Below are 17,070 nucleotides of genomic sequence, written 5' to 3'. Positions count from 1 at the left end.
CCGCGCACCAGCAGATCAGTTGCTGTTGCCCTCGGCCGGGGGCGCTTCGGCATCGCCTGCTGAAGGCGTCTCCCCCGCGGCGTCTGGCGCGCCTTCGCCGGTCTCCGGCGTAAGCTTCTTCAGGATCGAGTTCTCGGGATCGTCTGGCAAGAGCGCCTGGATGCGCCCGCCGATGTCCTCGAGCAAGGGGCGCGACTTGGCCTCGGCGATCCAGTTCGGCGGATTCACGCCGACCAGCCAGTTGAAGAACAGCAGTCCGACCGCCACGACCAGGATGCCGCGCGCGGCGCCATAGAGGAAACCGAGCGTGCGATCGAGCGCGCCGACGCGGGAATCGATGATGAAGTCGGCGATCTTCATTGTGATGACCGTGACGACGATAAGCGCAACGATGAACACAGCTCCGGCCGCCGCGGCCATGGCGATCTGCTTGTGATCGATATAGGGCTGAACATAGGGCAGCACCTGGGGATAGAAGAAATAGGCCGCCGCCGCCGCCGCCACCCAGGACGCTATCGAGAGGATTTCGCGGGAGAAGCCGCGGACCATGGCGAGCATTGCCGAAACGAGGGTGAAGCCGACGAGAATTCCGTCAAGCAGCGTAATCGGCATGTCGTTCCCACTCCATGATGCGGTCCGCTTCACCGCCTTCGCAGGTTCAGTCTTCGACCCGTCTCAGCCGCGACCCGGCGATGCGGGCCACGAGATCGGCGAGCATAGCCGGCTGGAAGGTGCTGGCTCCCGATCCTCCCGCCAGTTCGTCGGTGCTTCGCGGCAGGACCGCCTGTGCGAACCCCAGCTTTTCGGCTTCCTTGAGGCGCTGCAGCGCATGCGCGACCGGCCGCACGGCCCCCGAAAGGCTGATTTCGCCGAAATAGACGCAATCAGCGGGCAGGGCAAGACCGGTGAGCGACGAAACCAGAGCGGCCGCGACGGCCACATCCGCCGCCGGTTCGGTGATGCGATAGCCGCCGGCGACATTCAGATAGACGTCGTGCGTGGCGAACCGGACGCCGCAATGCGCTTCCAGCACGGCCAGCACCATCGACAGGCGCGCCGAATCCCAGCCGACGACGGCGCGGCGCGGCGTGCCGAGCGGGGAGGACGCGACGAGGGCCTGGATCTCTACTAGGACCGGCCGCGTGCCTTCCATGCCGGCGAAGACCGCGGCGCCGGGGGCGGCCGCATGGCGTTCGCCGAGAAAGAGCTCCGAGGGGTTGGACACTTCGCGCAGGCCGCGGTCGGACATCTCGAAGACGCCGATCTCGTCAGTCGGACCGAAGCGGTTCTTGACCGTACGCAGGATGCGGTAGTGGTGGCCGCCTTCGCCCTCGAAATAGAGCACGGCGTCGACCATATGCTCCACGACGCGCGGCCCGGCGATCTGCCCCTCCTTGGTGACATGACCGACCAGCACCACGGCGGCGCCCGTCGACTTGGCGTAGCGGATGATGGCCTGCGCGGCCGCACGGACCTGGGTGACCGTGCCGGGTGCCGAATCGGCGATATCGGTCCAGAGCGTCTGGATGGAATCGAGGATGACGAGATCGGGGCGGCGGCCCTCGGAGATGGTCGCCAATATGTCTTCGACATTGGTCTCGGCGGCGAGCTCGACCGGCGCGCTGGCGGCGCCCAGCCGCTGCGCGCGCAGGCGGACCTGCGCCACCGCCTCCTCGCCGGAAACATAGACGATGCGGTGCCCGAGCCGGGCGAGGGCGGCGGCGGCCTGCATCAGCAGCGTCGATTTTCCGATACCCGGATCGCCGCCGACCAGCAGCGCCGATCCGCGCACGAAGCCGCCGCCGGTCGCCCGGTCGAGCTCGCTTATGCCCGACGCGATGCGTGGGGCGTCCTCTATGTCTCCCGAGAGCGTGGTGAGCGTGACCGGCCGCCCCTTGCGTGCAGAGCGCAGGCCCGCCGGCCCGGCGCCGATGCCGCCGGCCGTGCCTTCCTCGATCAGCGTGTTCCATTCACCGCAGGAATCGCACTTGCCCGCCCAGCGCGTATGGACGGTTCCGCAGTTCTGGCAGATGAACTGGACGCGTGACTTGGCCATCAGACGGCCCGCCCGGCAACGGACGGAGCGCGACGGCACCGTGCGGCCGCCAGACCCGCGATCGGCATCATGCGCGCCACCGGACTACTCGAGCCTCTCCGGCACGTGGGTATCTTCCGCCAGGTCGAAGAAGCGCGTGAATTCACCCTGGAAGCCGAGCGGGACCGTGCCGGTTGGGCCGTGGCGCTGCTTGGCGATGATCACCTCGGACTTGCCGCGCGCCTCGTCCATCTCTGTTTGCCATTTCACGTGCTCGTCCGTGCCGAACTTCGGCTCCTTGTTCTTCAGGTAGTACTCCTCGCGATAGACGAAGATCACTACGTCGGCGTCCTGCTCGATCGAGCCGGATTCGCGAAGGTCCGACAGTTGCGGGCGCTTGTCGTCTCGGTTTTCGACCTGACGCGACAATTGGGAGAGCGCGATGATCGGGGCGCCGAGTTCCTTGGCCAGGGCCTTGAGGCCGGTGGTGATCTCGGTGATTTCCTGGACGCGGTTCTCGCCCTTCTTCGACGAGCCGGTCATGAGCTGGATATAGTCGATGACGATCACATCGAGACCGCGCTGACGCTTCAGGCGGCGCGCCCTGGCGGAGAGCTGGGCGATCGAAATGCCGCCGGTCTGATCGATGAACAGGGGCAGCTTCTGCATGGTCTGCGAGCAGGCCACGAGCTTCTCGAAATCATATTCGGAGATCTCGCCGCGCCGGATCTTGGAGGAGGGGATTTCGGTCTGCTCCGAGATGATGCGGGTGGCGAGCTGCTCGGACGACATTTCGAGCGAGAAGAAGCCGACGACACCGCCGTTCTTGGCCTTGAAGGAGCCGTCGGCCTGCTGCTCGGGCTCATAGGCGTTGGCGATGTTGAAGGCGATGTTGGTGGCGAGCGACGTCTTGCCCATGCCGGGGCGACCGGCGAGCACGATCAAATCGGAAGGCTGCAGTCCGCCCATGCGACGGTCCATTTCGCGCAGCCCGGTCGAGATGCCGGACAGGCCGCCATCGCGCATATAGGCCGCATTTGCCATGTCGACGGCGGTCTTGACCGCATCGTTGAAGCTCTCGAAGCCCCCGTCATAGCGCCCGGTCTCCGCCAGTTCGAAAAGCCGGCGCTCAGCGTCCTCGATCTGCTCCTGCGGCGACATGTCGACCGGTGCGTCGTACGCGATGTTGACCATGTCCTCGCCGACGGTGATCAGCGCGCGGCGGGTGGCGAGGTCATAGATGGCGCGGCCGTAGTCGGCGGCGTTGATGACGGTGACGGCCTCGGCGGCGAGGCGCGCAAGATAGTGCGCGACCGTCATGTCGCCGACCTTCTCGTCGGCCGGAAGGAAGGTCTTCATCGTCACCGGATTGGCCATCTTGCCCATCCGGATCAGCTCGCCCGACAGCTCGAAGATCTTGCGGTGCAGCGGCTCGAAGAAATGGGCCGGCTTCAGGAAGTCCGACACGCGATAGAAGGCGTCGTTATTGACGAGGATCGCGCCGAGAAGTGCCTGTTCGGCCTCGATGTTGTTCGGAGCCTCGCGATAGAGCGGCGTTTCCGCGACTTCCAGTTTGCGTGCTGCGTCAGCCATGTCACCCCCAGTTTCCGCACTCCGGCCCTCGGTATCAGACGCAGGGCGCCACCGGAAAAGATTCGTGGCCGGCCGCCTTCTTGTGCGCGGGATTCACAGAAGTCCACAGGCGCTCCGGCCCGGCGCCCGAATCACGATTGACGCGAATCGGAAGCGGAAGATTAGCCCTGGCCAGAATGGAACAAAACGGGAAAATCCAAAACGCTTCCGATCAGACGTGCAGAGGGAGCAAGCTGGATCAAACCGGCCGCCCCGCAAGGTGTCATAGAAGCCCTGTTTCCTGGGAGTGTTTCATGGATCCCGTGGCAAAGGCACTCTGGTTCATCGAAAGCCATCTCGGCGGCGAGGTGTCGCTCGACGACATCGCCGAGGCGAGCGGCGTTTCGCGGTTCCATCTGTCGAGGGCATTTTCCGCAACGCTCGACCGGTCGGTGATGCGTTATCTGCGCGGACGCCGGCTGAGCGAAGCAGCCCGCGCGCTCGCCTATGGTGCGCCGGACATTTTGTCGGTTGCGCTGGAGGCCGGGTACGGCTCGCATGAAGCGTTCACCCGGGCATTTCGTGACCAGTTCGGTATCACGCCCGACCAGTTGCGGGCGCAGGGCACAATCGAGGGGTTAGACATGGTGGAGCCGATCGTGATGCAGCAGAACATCGAGGTGAAACTGGAGCCGCCGCGCTTCCTACAGGGCAGGGCCATGCTGATCGCCGGCCTCGGCCAACGCTTCGAATATGAAAGCATGGACGGGATCCCGGCGCTTTGGGAACGCTTCCATGCGCATCTCGGCAACATGGCGGGTGAAGTCGAGGGTGTGGCCTATGGCGTGATGGCCAACAGCGACGACAAGGGTTTCGACTATATCTGTGGCGCTGAGGTAGCCGATTTCTCCGACATGGACCCCGTCCTGACCAGGATCCGGATTCCACCGCAGAAATACGCCGTCTTTTCTCATCGCGATCACATTTCGACGATCCGCAACACCATGCATGCGATCTGGGCCGGATGGCTGCCCGGTTCGGGGCATGAGGTGGCCGATGCCCCGTCGCTGGAGCGGTATGGCCGGGAGTTCGACCCGCGCAGCGGCGCGGGCGGGCTGGAGGTCTGGATACCGATAAAGGGGTAGGGGATATCCGCATCCCCGGCTCTTGTCCTTCTTGCATCGGTGGGGCGGCCATATACCGTCTACCGTGCCGAAACAGAGGGCGTCATGCGGATCACGGCTTTCCTGACGACGCTTGCGATGCTCGCCTTCGCCGCCAACTCGCTGCTTGCCCGGCTGGCGCTCGCCGGCCCCGCAATCGATGCGCCGAGCTACACGGTGATCCGGCTGGTTTCGGGCGCGATGGCGCTTGGCCTGATTCTGCGCTGGCGCCGGGGGTCGGGTGGAGGGCTTCCCGGCAACTGGCCGTCGGCCCTGGCGCTCTTCGTCTATGCTATCGCGTTTTCACTGGCCTATCTCAGGCTCGGGGCCGCCGTCGGCGCGCTGGTCCTGTTCGCCGCCGTCCAATGCACGATGATCTCGTGGGGGCTCTGGCGGAAGGATCGACCGAATACGGGCGAACTCGCCGGTCTCGCCATCGCTTTCGGGGCTTTCGTCTATCTGGTTTCGCCGGGCCTCGACAAGCCGGACCTGCCGGGAAGCGCGCTGATGGCGCTGTCCGGCATTGCCTGGGGCGTCTACTCGTTGCGGGGCCGCGGCGCGCGTGATCCGCTCGGCGACACGGCCGGCAATTTCATTCGCTCGGCGGCGTTCTGCGTTCCGCTGGCGGCAATCGCACTGCTCGACCACGAAGTTACGGCGCGCGGCGCGGTGCTGGCCATTGCCTCCGGCGTGGTCGCATCGGGCCTCGGCTATGCCATCTGGTACCGCGCATTGCCGGGACTGACGTCCACCCAGGCCGCGATCGTCCAGTTGACGGTGCCTGTCATCGCGGCCCTGGCTGCGGTGGCTTTGCTGGATGAACCCGTGACGGTCAGGCTGGTCATATCGACCATCCTCGTCCTTGGTGGGGTGGCGCTCGCGATACTGTCGCGAAGGTCGGTGAAGCCGGTGGAAGCTCCGCAGGGGGACGGCCGCATCTGACCGCCCGTTCAGGCTCCGCCTACGGTCCAGGGCGCCGCTTCGCCCCAGTCGAGCCGCCGTGCCGTCCGGAACGCGTCACCTTCCCGCTTCGTGACCGTCCGCTCGGCGGCCGATCCATCCTGGCGGCAAAGCTTGAGCGTGACCTTGCCTTTGGCCGCCCGCGGCGGAGCGACGACACGCGCAGCAGGACCGTTGCCGGCATGCCGCGAGGCTGCGATGAAGACATATTTCTCGTCTTCCCAAGGAACATCGGCGCCCTTGGTGAGCCGGTGCAGCCGCGATCGGGCAACGCGCCGCGCGAAATGGCACCAGTCGGGAGCCGCGAGCGGGCAAGGAGCTGAATGCGGGCAAGGCGCGACGAGATGCGCGCCCTCCTCGACGAGCCGCTGCCGGGCGGCCAGGATGCGCGACCAGCCGGCGGGCGTTCCCGGCTCGACGATGACGAGCGTATCTTCGGTGAGTTCCCACAGCCGTCCGATGAGCGAGCCGATCGTTTTCGGATCGATCTCGTCGAGCACATAGGAAAGCGTTACCAGATCGGCCTTTGCGAGGCCGTCCATGTCGCCTGTGACGTCGCCGGCAAGCCAGCGGGCCCCGACCGTGTCCATGTCGCCGGCAAGAGCTTCGCCGACCTGGCGCGCGGCGGCGCTCGCTTCGACATGAACGGCGTCGCCGAGCGTCGGCCAGCAGTCGGCAGCCGCCCATAGCACCGTACCTGGCCCGGCTCCCAGGTCGAGCATCGTGCCGGGCGCGAAGTCGGGCCGCAACTCGGCCACCGATGCAAGGCTCGCGCGAACCGCGGCGAAGGTGGCCGGCAGGCGTGTCGCCAGATAGGCTTTCACCGCGAGCCGGTCGTCCAGATGCAGGCGCCCGTCGCGAACTTCGGCGCGGTAGCGCGCAGACAGAAGCCCGGCAGCCTTCTGAAGTTCTGTCACCGGGATTCCTTCAAGAAGCCGGTCGACGGCCTGTCGAAGTGCGGCGGGGAGTTCCATTGGCCGTTCAGGCTCCGCGCGGGGCAAGGATGACGGTTGCGCCGACCAGGCAGATCGCAGCCCCTGCGAGATCGAAACGATCGGGTCGCACGCCTTCCATCGCCCACATCCATATCAGCGACGCCGAGATGTATATGCCGCCATAGGCGGCGAAGGTGCGGCCGGCAGCTTCGGCCGGTACGAACGCGAGCAGCCAGGCGAAGGCGAGGAGCAGCAACGCGCCCGGAACGAGCCACAGCGGCGATTTGTCAAGGCGCCACCAGGCCCAGAAGGCGAAGCAGCCGGCGATCTCGGCGATCGCCGCGGTCGCCAGCACGGCGTAGCTCATGGGAACGGGCCTTCCTGTCGAATATCGGAATGACAGCGGATACCGCATAAATCCGATGCGCGGGCAACAGGAAAGTGCCCCGCCCGGACGGGAAGCGTCGTGGGAACCCGACCTCGCGGCCGGAATCACTCTTTTTCGCTGACTTTCCTGGCCCGCTTTGCCTTCGGCGCTCGTTCGGCGACCGCGCCATGCGCCATCTCGTGCATGGCGAGCGCTTTCTCGCATTTGCCGATATAGTCGCGTGTCAGCGGCACGGCATCGTTCGCCCGGGCGAGCTGGATCTGGAAGACCATCAGGTCCTGCCAGCGGAACGCTGCCTCGGACCCCGAGAGATAGAACTCCCACATGCGGCAGAAGCGCTCGTCATAGATGTCCTTCGCCCGTTCGCGATTGGCCATGAAGCGCTCGCGCCAATGCTTCAGCGTCTCGGCATAGTGGAGGTGCAGGATCTCGACATCGGTGACGAAAAGGCCGGCCTTCTCGACATGCGGCAACACCTCGGACAAAGCCGGGATGTAGCCGCCCGGAAAGATGTGCTTGCGGATGAAGGGATTGGTGGCTGTAGGCGGGCCGGCGCGCCCGATCGAATGAAGCAGCATCACGCCGTCGGGCTTGAGCAGGGTGGCGACCTTGTCGAAGAAAGCGCGGTAGTGGTTGACGCCGACATGCTCGAACATGCCGACCGAAACGATGCGGTCGAAACGCTCCGACAGGGAGCGGTAGTCGCGGATCTCGAAATGGACGCGGTCGTCGAGGCCTTCCGCCCGGGCGCGTTCGGTGGCAACGGCGTGCTGCTCGGTCGACAGCGTGACGCCGAGCACCTCCGCGTCGAAGCTCTTGGCCAGATAGAGGCCGAGGCCGCCCCAGCCCGAGCCGATGTCGAGCACGTTCTGGCCGGGCTTCATCCTGAGTTTGGCCGCGATGTGCCGCTTCTTGGCGAGCTGAGCTTCCTCGAGCGTCATGTCGGGCCGCTCGAAATAGGCGCAGGAATACTGCATATCCTTGTCGAGGAAGAGCCGGTAGAGCTCTCCCGACAGGTCGTAGTGACGCTCGACATTGCGCTTGGCGCGGCCGGCCGTGTTGATCTGCTGCAGCCGCCGAAACGCCACTCGCAGGCCCTCTATGGCGCGCGCCCAGGCCGCGTCGATGCTGCTGGTCGGCCCCATGTTACGGTAGACGAGATGCAGGAAGGACAGCACGTCGCCTTCGAGGAAATCGAGTTCGCCTTCCATGAAGGCTTCCGGAAACGCCAGCGTCGGATGGAAGGTGATGGTCCGCTCGGCGTGGCGCGTGTTGATTCGCAGATGCACGAGCTCGCCGGTGCCGTCGCCGAACTGGAACGTCGCGCCGTTCGGGCCCGTCACCTTGAGATTTCCGGTTCGCACCAAGCGGTCGACGATACGCCTCAGCAGGATGTTCATAGCCGCCACCTCAGGAATCCGACGCTGCTCCGTCGGCTGAACCCGATTATTCTGCTTCAAATCGGCGCAGCTTGAAAAGTTCCCGCTGGCATAAAATTGACACAGTTTGTTGAGGCAGCCGTACCGGCTCGAAGGCCGTGCGCGATCTGCGGCAGGCGCAATGTTTGCTTTCAAAACCCTGGAACGGTCGTTCGTGCGTCCAGGTGGACGCGCGGGCCTTCAAAGAAAAACCCGGGCGTCGCCGCCCGGGTTCGTTCGAAACCGCGAAAAAGTAGCGGCCGGATCAGGCGTTGGCCGCTTCTTCGTCCTCGGCGTTCGGGTCGAAGAAGTTCTCCGGGCGGGCGTTCTCGTTGATGTCTTCGCCGTAGATCGCCTCGGCGGTGGTGAGGGTCTCGCCACGAGCCTGACGCTCGGCTTCGTCGGCCGTGCGCGCAATGTTGAGCGTGATGGTCACCTCGACCTCCGGATGCAGCGCAATTGCCACGTTTGTGAGGCCGATGGCCTTGATCGGCTGGTTCAGTTCGACCTGGTTGCGGGCAACCGTGAAACCTTCCGCGGTCAGCAGCTCGGAAATGTCGCGGGTCGAGACGGAGCCGTAGAGCTGACCGGTCTCACCGGCCGAGCGAACGACGACGAAGCTCTTGCCGTCGAGCTTGTCGGCGACCGCCTGTGCCTCGGACTTGCGCTCGAGGTTGCGGGCTTCAAGCTGGGCACGCTGGCCCTCGAACTTCTTCTTGTTGGCTTCGTTGGCGCGCAGCGCCTTGCCCTTCGGCAGCAGGAAATTGCGGGCGTAGCCGTCCTTGACCTTGACGGTATCGCCCATCTGGCCGAGGCGGGAAATGCGTTCGAGAAGGATGACGTCCATCGTTCTGTTCCTCATGCGTTGCGCCGGTGGCGCGGTTTTCAGGAACAGGCAGGAAGCGCGGTGGCCCGCAGCCGATGGCGTGCCGTGCTGGTCGCTGTCCTGCCTGTCGCGGCAGTTAGGGGAGGCGGTTCTCCGCGCCCCAACTCGGGATTTCTGTCGCCCGCCCGCACCCGAAGCGGAGGGCAGGGCCGGGCAGGCTGAGCTGTCCGGCCCCGGAAGATCACTTCACCACGTAGGGAAGAAGGCCGAGGAAGCGGGCGCGCTTGATCGCCTGGGCGAGCTCGCGCTGCTTCTTCTGGCTGACGGCAGTGATACGCGAGGGCACGATCTTGCCGCGCTCCGAAATATAGCGCTGCAGGAGACGAACGTCCTTGTAGTCGATCTTCGGTGCATTGGCGCCGGAGAACGGACAGGTCTTGCGGCGGCGATGGAACGGACGCCGGGTCGGGATCTGGTTGATGTCGACCATTACTCTGCAGCTCCTTCAACAGCTTCGCGCGGACGGCGTGGGCCACGGTCGTCGCCGAAGCGGCCCGGGCGGTCCCCGCGCTCACGGTCGCCGAAGCGCGACGGACGATCGCCGAAGCCGCGGTCGCCACGCTCGTCGCGATCGCGCTTCTGCATCATGGCCGAAGCGCCTTCCTCATGCTTCTCGACCTTGATGGTCAGGAAGCGCAGGACGTCTTCCGACAGGCCCTGCTGGCGCTCGAGTTCCTTGACGGCCGCCGGGGGAGCGGTGATGTCCATCAGCGTATAATATGCCTTCCGGTTCTTCTTGACCCGGTAGGTGAGGGACTTCAGTCCCCAGTTCTCGACCCGGCCGATGCTGCCGCCGCCGGAGGTGATGACGCCCTTGAAACGTTCAACGAGCTCATCGACCTGCTGCTGCGAGAGGTCCTGCCGGGCAAGGAACACATGTTCGTAAAGAGCCATTGTCTTGCCTTTCTTCGTTTCTCTCCCGGTTCCCGACGGCTAAGCCTCTGCAACTTCTCTTGACCCGGAGATGCGGGGAAGAAAGGAGCATGACGAGACGGTCGAGAGCGGAGACACGGGAGGCGGAAGCACCTTCGGCTTCGCGACGAACAGCGGTCGGGACAACATCCCGGCGCACGGCCCAGCCCTCCGTTCAGCCCCCGGTCGGGACCGGCAGATTGCGGCGGCTCATACAAGGGAAAGCCTGGAAAGGCAAGAGCCGACGAAGCGCGCCGAGAGTTTCTTTGCGCAGCATCCGCTCCGGACCGGCGCGAAACAGTCCCGCAACCGGGTGGCCGGGCAGCGGCGGGTTCTGATGCGGGACGCCCATGCGCATTTGGAAAACGCGTGCGCTAATAATAAAGCCTAGCTTAAGCAGTTGCTACTATGGCTATCCGTATAGGCCTCAACGGGCAAAGTGCGGGTGGCGACAAGGTGGACTTATTCGGACGAATTCGTCGCCGGTTTTTCAGGGCGATCTTCCGGACGACCAACGTCCCTACCGCCATTGCGATCGCGGTTATCTTGGGTGCGGCCTTTTTCGCAGAAGCCCAGAACCACGAGATTTTCCGCCAGGAACTGCGCGCCCAGGTACGCGCCCGCATCGAGCTGATTCGCGCGAAGCTCGAGGGCAACGTCAGCGGCAACATCCAGCTCGTGCGCGGGCTGGTGGCCACGATTGCGACCGAGCCCGACATGAACCAGGACCGATTCGCGAGGCTGGCGTCGGCGCTGCCCCATGACCAGTCGCAGATCCGCAGCGTGGCCGCGGCGCCGGACCTCGTCGTGTCTCTCATCTACCCCTTGGCGGGCAACGAGAAGGCGCTCGGCCTCGACTATCGTGAGAACGCGGCACAGCGCGAGGCGGCTTTTCGGGCGCGAGACACCGGCGAACTGGTGCTCGCCGGTCCGGTCGAGCTCGTTCAGGGCGGGACGGCATTCATCGGCCGCTTCCCGGTCTACACCAAGCGTGCCAATGGCGGCTTCTGGGGAATCGTTTCCGTCGTGATCGATGCCGACCGGCTCTATCGGGAAAGCGGCCTCATGGAACGAGGCATGCCCATCGATGTGGCCATAGCGAGGCTCGACGGGCCAGCCGGGCAGGACACGCCGTTCTTCGGAGAGCCCTCTGTCCTCGACCAGGATCCGGAATACGCGGATGTATTGCTGCCATCCGTGACTTGGCGCATCGCCGCGGTGCCCAAGGGAGGCTGGGACGTACCTCCCGACAATCGCTGGCTCCTTCGCGCGGTGGTGTTGCTGTGCGGAGCGCTGATCGTGATTCCCATGCTCGTCACGGCGCGGCTGGTCGAAGAACGGCAACGCCATATCCGCGAATTGCGTCGGCGAGAGACGGAGCTCAAACGACTGTCCCGCCGCCTGGGGCTGGCCCTGGAAACCTCGCAGGTCGGCGTATGGGACTTCGACATGGCGCGGGACGAACTCGTCTGGGACGACCGCATGAACGAACTCTACGGGCTTCCCGTCGACGACGGCCCGCGGACCTATGCCGACTGGCGGAACGCACTTCACCCGGAAGATCTCGAACGTGCCGAACGCGATTTCGACGAGGCGATCGGCGTCACCGGAAGATACTACTCCGAGTTCCGGGTGCGGCTTCCCGATGGCGTCATTCGCCACATCCGCGCGATCGGCGCGATCTATGAGGGAGCGGAGGGCTCGTCCAAGATCGTCGGCGTGAACTGGGACGTTTCTGCCGACGTGGAGCGGAACGAGGATCTAAGGCGCACGAAGAATCTGATGGAAGCCCGTCATGCGGAGCTAATGGTGGCCAAGGCGCGGATTGAGCATACGGCCCTTCACGACGCGTTGACCGGGCTCCCCAATCGCCGCTACCTCGACCAGAAGCTGGAACTCCGGGCGAGGCGGGAGGACAGAGCAGAACGCACCGCCCTTCTCCATATCGACCTCGACCGCTTCAAGCAGATCAACGACACGCTGGGCCATGCCGCGGGCGACGCTATGCTCGTTCATGCCGCGAGCGTGCTCAAGTCCAATGTCCGCGCGAGCGATTTCCTCGCCCGTGTCGGAGGGGACGAGTTCGTGGTCATGTGCCTGCTGGACGGTGACGACGCCGACGCCAACCACCGCTACCTCTCCGAGCTCGCCAACCGCATCGTCCGCAAGATGGGCGAACCCGTGATGTACGAAGGCCACGAGTGCCGTTTCGGGGTTAGCGTCGGCATCTCGATCGACAGCGGCGCCGGCAGCGACCCGCGCAGCCTTCTCGTCGATGCCGACATCGCGCTTTATCGGGCCAAGAGCCGAGGCCGCAACCAGCATCAATTCTTCAATGAAGCCCTTCAGGCGGAGATCGTCAGCACCAAGCGGGTCGCCGACGAGATTCTCAACGGCCTGGAGCAGGGGCAGTTCATCGTCCACTATCAGCCTCAGTTCGATGCGCGCAGCCTGGAAGTGGCTGGCGTGGAAGCCCTGGTCCGCTGGAACCACCCGACCGAGGGCGTGCTGGGGCCGGACAGGTTCCTGAAGATCGCCGAGGAGCTTTCCGTCGTCCCGACGATCGACAGGATGGTGTTGGAGCGGTCCCTGGCGGATTTCGAGAAGTGGAACAGGGCCGGCCTGAGGGTGCCCAGGATCGCCGTGAACGTATCCGCCCGCCGCCTGGGCGACGAGGAACTGATCCGAAGCCTTCGCAGCCTGAACATCCGCCGCGGCACGGTTTCGTTTGAACTCGTGGAGTCCATCTTCCTCGACGACAATGACGAATTGATCGGCTGGAACGTCGAACAGATCAAGGAACTCGGCATTGATGTCGAGATCGACGATTTCGGTACCGGCTACGCGTCGATCGTCAGCCTTCTCAAGCTGCGACCGCGGCGGCTGAAGATAGACCGCCAACTCGTCATGCCGATCACGTTGTCGACCGCGCAGACCAATCTGGTCCAGTCGATCATCGAAATCGGCAGGTCCCTCGGCATCGAAGTGATCGCCGAAGGCGTCGAGACGATGGAACACGCGCGCATCCTGCGGGAACTCGGATGCCAGGAACTGCAGGGCTATGCATTCGCAAGGCCCATGAGCGCGGCCGATTTCGAGGCTTTCATCCTCGCCCGGCGCGGGCGCGCGGCCGGCTGACGGCGGTTCGGCCGGTAATCGAAAGCCAGGCAACGATCTGCGTATCGTTTGCCCGCCCTTGACTCCGCGCCCATCCTTGCTCCACACGCAGCCGAAGAAAAGTTGGAGAAACGCTCTCATATGTCGATCGCTTTCACCTTCCCGGGGCAAGGCAGCCAGTCCGTCGGCATGGGCAGGGATCTGGCGGATTCGTTCCCGGAAGCCCGAGCCGTCTTCGAGGAGGTCGACGATGCGCTGGGCCAGAAGCTCTCCGCGATCATGTGGGAAGGGCCGGAAGAGACCCTTACCCTGACCGCGAATGCCCAGCCGGCCCTGATGGCGGTGTCGCTGGCCGCATTGCGTGCGCTTGAAGCGCGCGGTTTCTCCCTCAAAGACAAGGTCGCCTATGTGGCCGGCCATTCGCTCGGCGAATATTCTGCGCTTGCGGCCGCCGGGACGTTCTCGATCGCCGACACGGCGCGCCTGTTGCGAATCCGCGGCAACGCCATGCAGGCGGCAGTGCCGGTCGGCGAAGGCGCAATGGCTGCGATCCTCGGTCTCGACCAGGCCGGTGTCGAGGCCGCCTGCGCGGAAGCCTCCCGCGACTCGGTCTGCCAGATCGCCAACGACAATGGCGGCGGGCAACTGGTGATTTCGGGCGCCAGGACCGCGGTAGAGCTCGCTGCGCGCCTGTGCACGGAAAAAGGAGCCAAGCGCGCACTGATGCTGCCCGTTTCCGCCCCGTTCCATTCCGCCCTGATGGCGCCGGCCGCCGAGGCCATGCGCGAAGCGCTCGCCAAGGTCGTCAAGAACGCGCCGGCCGTTCCCGTCGTGGCAAACGTGGCGGTACGGACGCTCACCGATCCGGACGCGATCGCCGCGAGCCTGGTCGAGCAGGTTACCGGCCGGGTGCGCTGGCGCGAAACCGTCGAATGGTTCGGCGCAAATGGCGTGAAGACCCTGTATGAGATCGGGTCCGGCAAGGTTCTGTCGGGCCTGGCGCGGCGCATCGACAAGGAAATTGCCACTTCGGCCGTGGGCAATTCCACCGATGTGGAAGCCGCGCTCGCAACGCTGGTGTAATGATAATCCTCGACATGTCCCTCGCCGAGGGAGTGCTCCGGTCTTCAGGGGAGTAAAGGCAATGTTCGATCTGACTGGCCGCAAGGCGCTCGTTACCGGGGCTTCCGGAGGCATCGGCGAGTCCGTTGCCCGCGCCCTCCACGCGCAAGGTGCCGTGGTCGGCCTGCACGGGACGCGGGTGGAGAAGCTCGAGACCCTGGCGAACGAGCTTGGCAAGCGGGTGAAGATCTTCCCTGCCGACCTGTCCCAACGCGACGAGGTCAAGGCGCTCGGTCAGAAGGCTGAAGCCGATCTCGATGGCGTCGACATACTGGTCAACAATGCCGGCATCACCAGGGACGGCCTCTTCGTGCGCATGTCCGACGAGGATTGGGACCAGGTTCTGGAGGTCAACCTGACGGCCGTTTTCCGGCTGACGCGCGAGCTCACGCATCCGATGATGCGGCGTCGGTTCGGCCGCATCGTCAACATCAGCTCCGTCGTCGGCGTCACCGGCAATCCGGGCCAGGCAAACTATTGCGCATCGAAAGCCGGCATGATCGGCTTTTCGAAGTCGCTCGCCCAGGAAATCGCCAGCCGCGCCATTACGGTCAACTGCGTCGCCCCGGGCTTCATCGAATCAGCCATGACCGGCAAGCTGAACGACAAGCAGAAGGAAGCGATCATGGGGGCGATCCCCATGAAGCGTATGGGCGTCGGCGGCGAGGTCGCCTCCGCGGTCGTATATCTCGCCTCCAACGAAGCCTCTTACGTCACTGGCCAGACGATTCATGTGAATGGCGGCATGGCGATGATCTGAGATGCCGGAATCGAGCCGTTTTCACCTTGGACAGCCGCGATTTTTCGTGTAATGCGGCCTCCGATCCGGCGGGGGAGGACGCAAGAACCTGCTCCGCTGTCCCGTTCCGGACGGAACATCTTTTCAGCTTGATTAGCGGCAATCGGGCCGCTAACGAAGACAGATAATCTCAGAAGACGAGGGTGCCCACATGAGCGATACCGCAGAACGCGTCAAGAAGATCGTTGTCGAGCATCTTGGCGTCGATGCCGACAAGGTCACCGAGGCGGCAAGCTTCATCGACGATCTCGGCGCAGACAGCCTGGACACGGTCGAGCTCGTGATGGCCTTCGAGGAAGAGTTCGGTGTCGAGATCCCGGACGATGCGGCCGAGACAATCCTGACGGTGGGCGATGCCGTCAAGTACATCGACAAGGCGTCCGCCTGACGCCACCGATCATGCCGTATTGCGTGGGGAGAGTTGAGCCATGAGACGCGTCGTCGTCACGGGCCTGGGTTTGCTCTCCCCGTTCGGCTACGGGGCCGAGCATTCCTGGCGGCAATTGCTCAGCGGGCGCAGTGCTGCCCGCCGCATCACCGAATTCGAGGTCGAAGATCTCGCCTGCAAGATCGCCAATGTCATTCCGCGTGGCGACGGCAGTGATCACAGCTTCAATCCCGAGGCCGTGCTCGAGCCGAAGGAACTGCGGAAAATCGGCGATTTCATCCTCTATGGCATCGCGGCCGCTGACGAGGCGCTGAAGGATTCCGGCTGGCAGCCGAAAACCGAGGACGAACGTTGCGCCACGGGCGTCATGATCGGTTCGGGCATCGGCGGCATCGAGGGTATCTCGGAAAACGCGCTCATTCTGAAGGAACGCGGCCCACGCCGCATCAGTCCCTTCTTCATTCCCGGTAACATCATCAATCTGGTGTCGGGTCAGGTGTCGATCCGCCATGGACTGAAGGGCCCGAATCACGCCGTCGTCACCGCCTGCTCGACCGGCGCCCATGCGATCGGCGATGCGGCCAGGCTGATCATGTTCGGCGACGCCGACGTGATGCTGGCCGGCGGCGCCGAATCTCCGATCGGGCGGCTTGCGCTGGCGGGCTTCGCTGCCTGCAAGGCGCTCTCCACCGACCGCAACGACAGCCCCGAGACGGCGTCGCGCCCCTACGACAAAGATCGCGACGGATTCGTGATGGGCGAGGGCGCCGGCGTCGTGGTGCTCGAGGAACTCGAGCATGCCAAGGCGCGTGGCGCGAAGATCTACGCCGAGTTTACCGGCTACGGCCTTTCCGGCGACGCCTATCACATCACGGCCCCTGCCGAAGATGGCGACGGCGCGTTCCGTTGCATGAATTCCGCTCTGAAGCGCGCCAAGCTTGCACCGTCCGACATCGACTACATCAACGCGCATGGCACCTCGACGATGGCCGACACGATCGAGCTCGGCGCTGTCGAGCGCCTTGTCGGCAATGCGGCCTCGAAGATCTCCATGTCGTCGACGAAATCGTCGATCGGGCATCTGCTCGGCGCGGCCGGTGCGGCCGAGGCGATCTTCTCGATCCTCGCCATCCGCGACAATGTCGCGCCGCCGACGATCAATCTCGACAATCCGGAGCGCGATACGGCGATCGATCTCGTCCCTAACAAGCCGCGCGAGCGGCGGATCGATGTCGCTCTGTCCAACTCCTTCGGTTTCGGCGGCACCAACGCTTCGCTGATCTTCCAGCGCTACAATGGCTGACCCGAACGTTCCGACGAGCGGTTTGCCGCGAATTTCGCCATATTCGCATCTAGTCTCGGCGCGATTCCAGGA

The 17,070-nt window shown here is 64.6% G+C and carries 16 protein-coding genes; 7 read left to right on the top strand and 9 right to left on the bottom strand.

What is annotated here, in order from left to right:
* Positions 1–15 precede the first annotated feature (15 nt).
* From JN302_RS27885 to JN302_RS27875, 3 genes are all read right to left on the bottom strand, one after another.
* The gene (locus JN302_RS27885; protein WP_202329879.1) at positions 16–612 is read right to left on the bottom strand and encodes a CvpA family protein; all 597 of its coding nucleotides are present in this window, start codon (positions 610–612) and stop codon (positions 16–18) included.
* A 46-nt stretch (positions 613–658) separates the two neighbouring features.
* The gene (gene radA / locus JN302_RS27880; RefSeq protein ID WP_202329878.1) at positions 659–2,056 is read right to left on the bottom strand and encodes a DNA repair protein RadA; all 1,398 of its coding nucleotides are present in this window, start codon (positions 2,054–2,056) and stop codon (positions 659–661) included.
* A gap of 84 nt (positions 2,057–2,140) precedes the next feature.
* Positions 2,141–3,628: a replicative DNA helicase gene (locus tag JN302_RS27875; RefSeq protein ID WP_202329877.1), complete on the bottom strand. Its 1,488-nt coding sequence runs from the start codon at positions 3,626–3,628 to the stop codon at positions 2,141–2,143.
* Positions 3,629–3,921: 293 nt separating this feature from the next.
* Between JN302_RS27875 and JN302_RS27870 the strand changes: the two genes are divergently transcribed.
* Positions 3,922–4,752 (top strand): AraC family transcriptional regulator, encoded by an 831-nt coding sequence (locus JN302_RS27870; protein ID WP_202329876.1) that lies wholly within the window; start codon positions 3,922–3,924, stop codon positions 4,750–4,752.
* An 84-nt stretch (positions 4,753–4,836) separates the two neighbouring features.
* Entirely contained in the window at positions 4,837–5,712 is an 876-nt protein-coding gene (locus JN302_RS27865; RefSeq protein WP_202329875.1) for a DMT family transporter, read from the top strand.
* Positions 5,713–5,720: 8 nt separating this feature from the next.
* Here JN302_RS27865 and JN302_RS27860 read toward each other — a convergent pair whose 3' ends face one another.
* The 6 genes from JN302_RS27860 to rpsF all read right to left on the bottom strand — a co-directional run bounded on the left by JN302_RS27860 (position 5,721) and on the right by rpsF (position 10,251).
* On the bottom strand, positions 5,721–6,704 hold the full coding sequence (locus JN302_RS27860; RefSeq protein ID WP_202329874.1) for a small ribosomal subunit Rsm22 family protein: 984 nt from the start codon (positions 6,702–6,704) through the stop codon (positions 5,721–5,723).
* Between the two features lie 7 nt (positions 6,705–6,711).
* Entirely contained in the window at positions 6,712–7,032 is a 321-nt protein-coding gene (locus JN302_RS27855; RefSeq protein WP_202307366.1) for a YnfA family protein, read from the bottom strand.
* Between the two features lie 125 nt (positions 7,033–7,157).
* Positions 7,158–8,453 carry an SAM-dependent methyltransferase gene (locus JN302_RS27850; RefSeq protein WP_202329873.1) on the bottom strand — a complete coding sequence of 432 codons (1,296 nt, stop codon included), beginning with the start codon at positions 8,451–8,453 and terminating at the stop codon, positions 7,158–7,160.
* 283 nt (positions 8,454–8,736) lie between these two features.
* On the bottom strand, positions 8,737–9,318 hold the full coding sequence (gene rplI / locus JN302_RS27845) for a 50S ribosomal protein L9 (protein WP_202315091.1): 582 nt from the start codon (positions 9,316–9,318) through the stop codon (positions 8,737–8,739).
* A gap of 220 nt (positions 9,319–9,538) precedes the next feature.
* Complete coding sequence (rpsR, locus tag JN302_RS27840; RefSeq protein WP_018427106.1) at positions 9,539–9,787, bottom strand: 30S ribosomal protein S18; 249 nt, start codon at positions 9,785–9,787, stop codon at positions 9,539–9,541.
* Complete coding sequence (gene rpsF / locus JN302_RS27835; RefSeq protein ID WP_202307362.1) at positions 9,787–10,251, bottom strand: 30S ribosomal protein S6; 465 nt, start codon at positions 10,249–10,251, stop codon at positions 9,787–9,789. Before rpsF ends, rpsR begins: the two co-directional genes overlap by 1 nt.
* A 426-nt stretch (positions 10,252–10,677) precedes the next feature.
* On the opposite strand from rpsF, the gene JN302_RS27830 reads away from it, so the two are divergent.
* From JN302_RS27830 to fabF, 5 genes are all read left to right on the top strand, one after another.
* Positions 10,678–13,407, top strand: coding sequence for a bifunctional diguanylate cyclase/phosphodiesterase (locus JN302_RS27830; protein WP_202329872.1), 2,730 nt, complete (start codon positions 10,678–10,680; stop codon positions 13,405–13,407).
* A 120-nt stretch (positions 13,408–13,527) separates the two neighbouring features.
* Positions 13,528–14,469, top strand: coding sequence for an ACP S-malonyltransferase (gene fabD / locus JN302_RS27825; RefSeq protein WP_202307358.1), 942 nt, complete (start codon positions 13,528–13,530; stop codon positions 14,467–14,469).
* A gap of 61 nt (positions 14,470–14,530) precedes the next feature.
* Positions 14,531–15,268 (top strand): 3-oxoacyl-[acyl-carrier-protein] reductase, encoded by a 738-nt coding sequence (fabG, locus tag JN302_RS27820; protein ID WP_202329871.1) that lies wholly within the window; start codon positions 14,531–14,533, stop codon positions 15,266–15,268.
* A 190-nt stretch (positions 15,269–15,458) separates the two neighbouring features.
* On the top strand, positions 15,459–15,695 hold the full coding sequence (locus JN302_RS27815) for an acyl carrier protein (RefSeq protein ID WP_018427111.1): 237 nt from the start codon (positions 15,459–15,461) through the stop codon (positions 15,693–15,695).
* A 40-nt stretch (positions 15,696–15,735) separates the two neighbouring features.
* Complete coding sequence (gene fabF / locus JN302_RS27810; RefSeq protein WP_202329870.1) at positions 15,736–16,998, top strand: beta-ketoacyl-ACP synthase II; 1,263 nt, start codon at positions 15,736–15,738, stop codon at positions 16,996–16,998.
* Positions 16,999–17,070: the final 72 nt, after the last annotated feature.

The sequence above is a fragment of the Mesorhizobium sp. L-8-3 genome (genome assembly GCF_016756615.1).
Lineage (GTDB): Bacteria > Pseudomonadota > Alphaproteobacteria > Rhizobiales > Rhizobiaceae.
The sequence above is the reverse complement of the archived record's forward strand: the minus strand, read 5'-3'. Positions and strand labels throughout refer to the sequence as shown.

Coding starts and splice junctions, on each gene's coding strand:
- JN302_RS27885 (WP_202329879.1), bottom strand. CDS start 612: ATGCCGATTACGCTGCTTGACGGAATTCTCGTCGGCTTCACCCTCGTT.
- radA (WP_202329878.1), bottom strand. CDS start 2,056: ATGGCCAAGTCACGCGTCCAGTTCATCTGCCAGAACTGCGGAACCGTC.
- JN302_RS27875 (WP_202329877.1), bottom strand. CDS start 3,628: ATGGCTGACGCAGCACGCAAACTGGAAGTCGCGGAAACGCCGCTCTAT.
- JN302_RS27870 (WP_202329876.1), top strand. CDS start 3,922: ATGGATCCCGTGGCAAAGGCACTCTGGTTCATCGAAAGCCATCTCGGC.
- JN302_RS27865 (WP_202329875.1), top strand. CDS start 4,837: ATGCGGATCACGGCTTTCCTGACGACGCTTGCGATGCTCGCCTTCGCC.
- JN302_RS27860 (WP_202329874.1), bottom strand. CDS start 6,704: ATGGAACTCCCCGCCGCACTTCGACAGGCCGTCGACCGGCTTCTTGAA.
- JN302_RS27855 (WP_202307366.1), bottom strand. CDS start 7,032: ATGAGCTACGCCGTGCTGGCGACCGCGGCGATCGCCGAGATCGCCGGC.
- JN302_RS27850 (WP_202329873.1), bottom strand. CDS start 8,453: ATGAACATCCTGCTGAGGCGTATCGTCGACCGCTTGGTGCGAACCGGA.
- rplI (WP_202315091.1), bottom strand. CDS start 9,318: ATGGACGTCATCCTTCTCGAACGCATTTCCCGCCTCGGCCAGATGGGC.
- rpsR (WP_018427106.1), bottom strand. CDS start 9,787: ATGGTCGACATCAACCAGATCCCGACCCGGCGTCCGTTCCATCGCCGC.
- rpsF (WP_202307362.1), bottom strand. CDS start 10,251: ATGGCTCTTTACGAACATGTGTTCCTTGCCCGGCAGGACCTCTCGCAG.
- JN302_RS27830 (WP_202329872.1), top strand. CDS start 10,678: ATGGCTATCCGTATAGGCCTCAACGGGCAAAGTGCGGGTGGCGACAAG.
- fabD (WP_202307358.1), top strand. CDS start 13,528: ATGTCGATCGCTTTCACCTTCCCGGGGCAAGGCAGCCAGTCCGTCGGC.
- fabG (WP_202329871.1), top strand. CDS start 14,531: ATGTTCGATCTGACTGGCCGCAAGGCGCTCGTTACCGGGGCTTCCGGA.
- JN302_RS27815 (WP_018427111.1), top strand. CDS start 15,459: ATGAGCGATACCGCAGAACGCGTCAAGAAGATCGTTGTCGAGCATCTT.
- fabF (WP_202329870.1), top strand. CDS start 15,736: ATGAGACGCGTCGTCGTCACGGGCCTGGGTTTGCTCTCCCCGTTCGGC.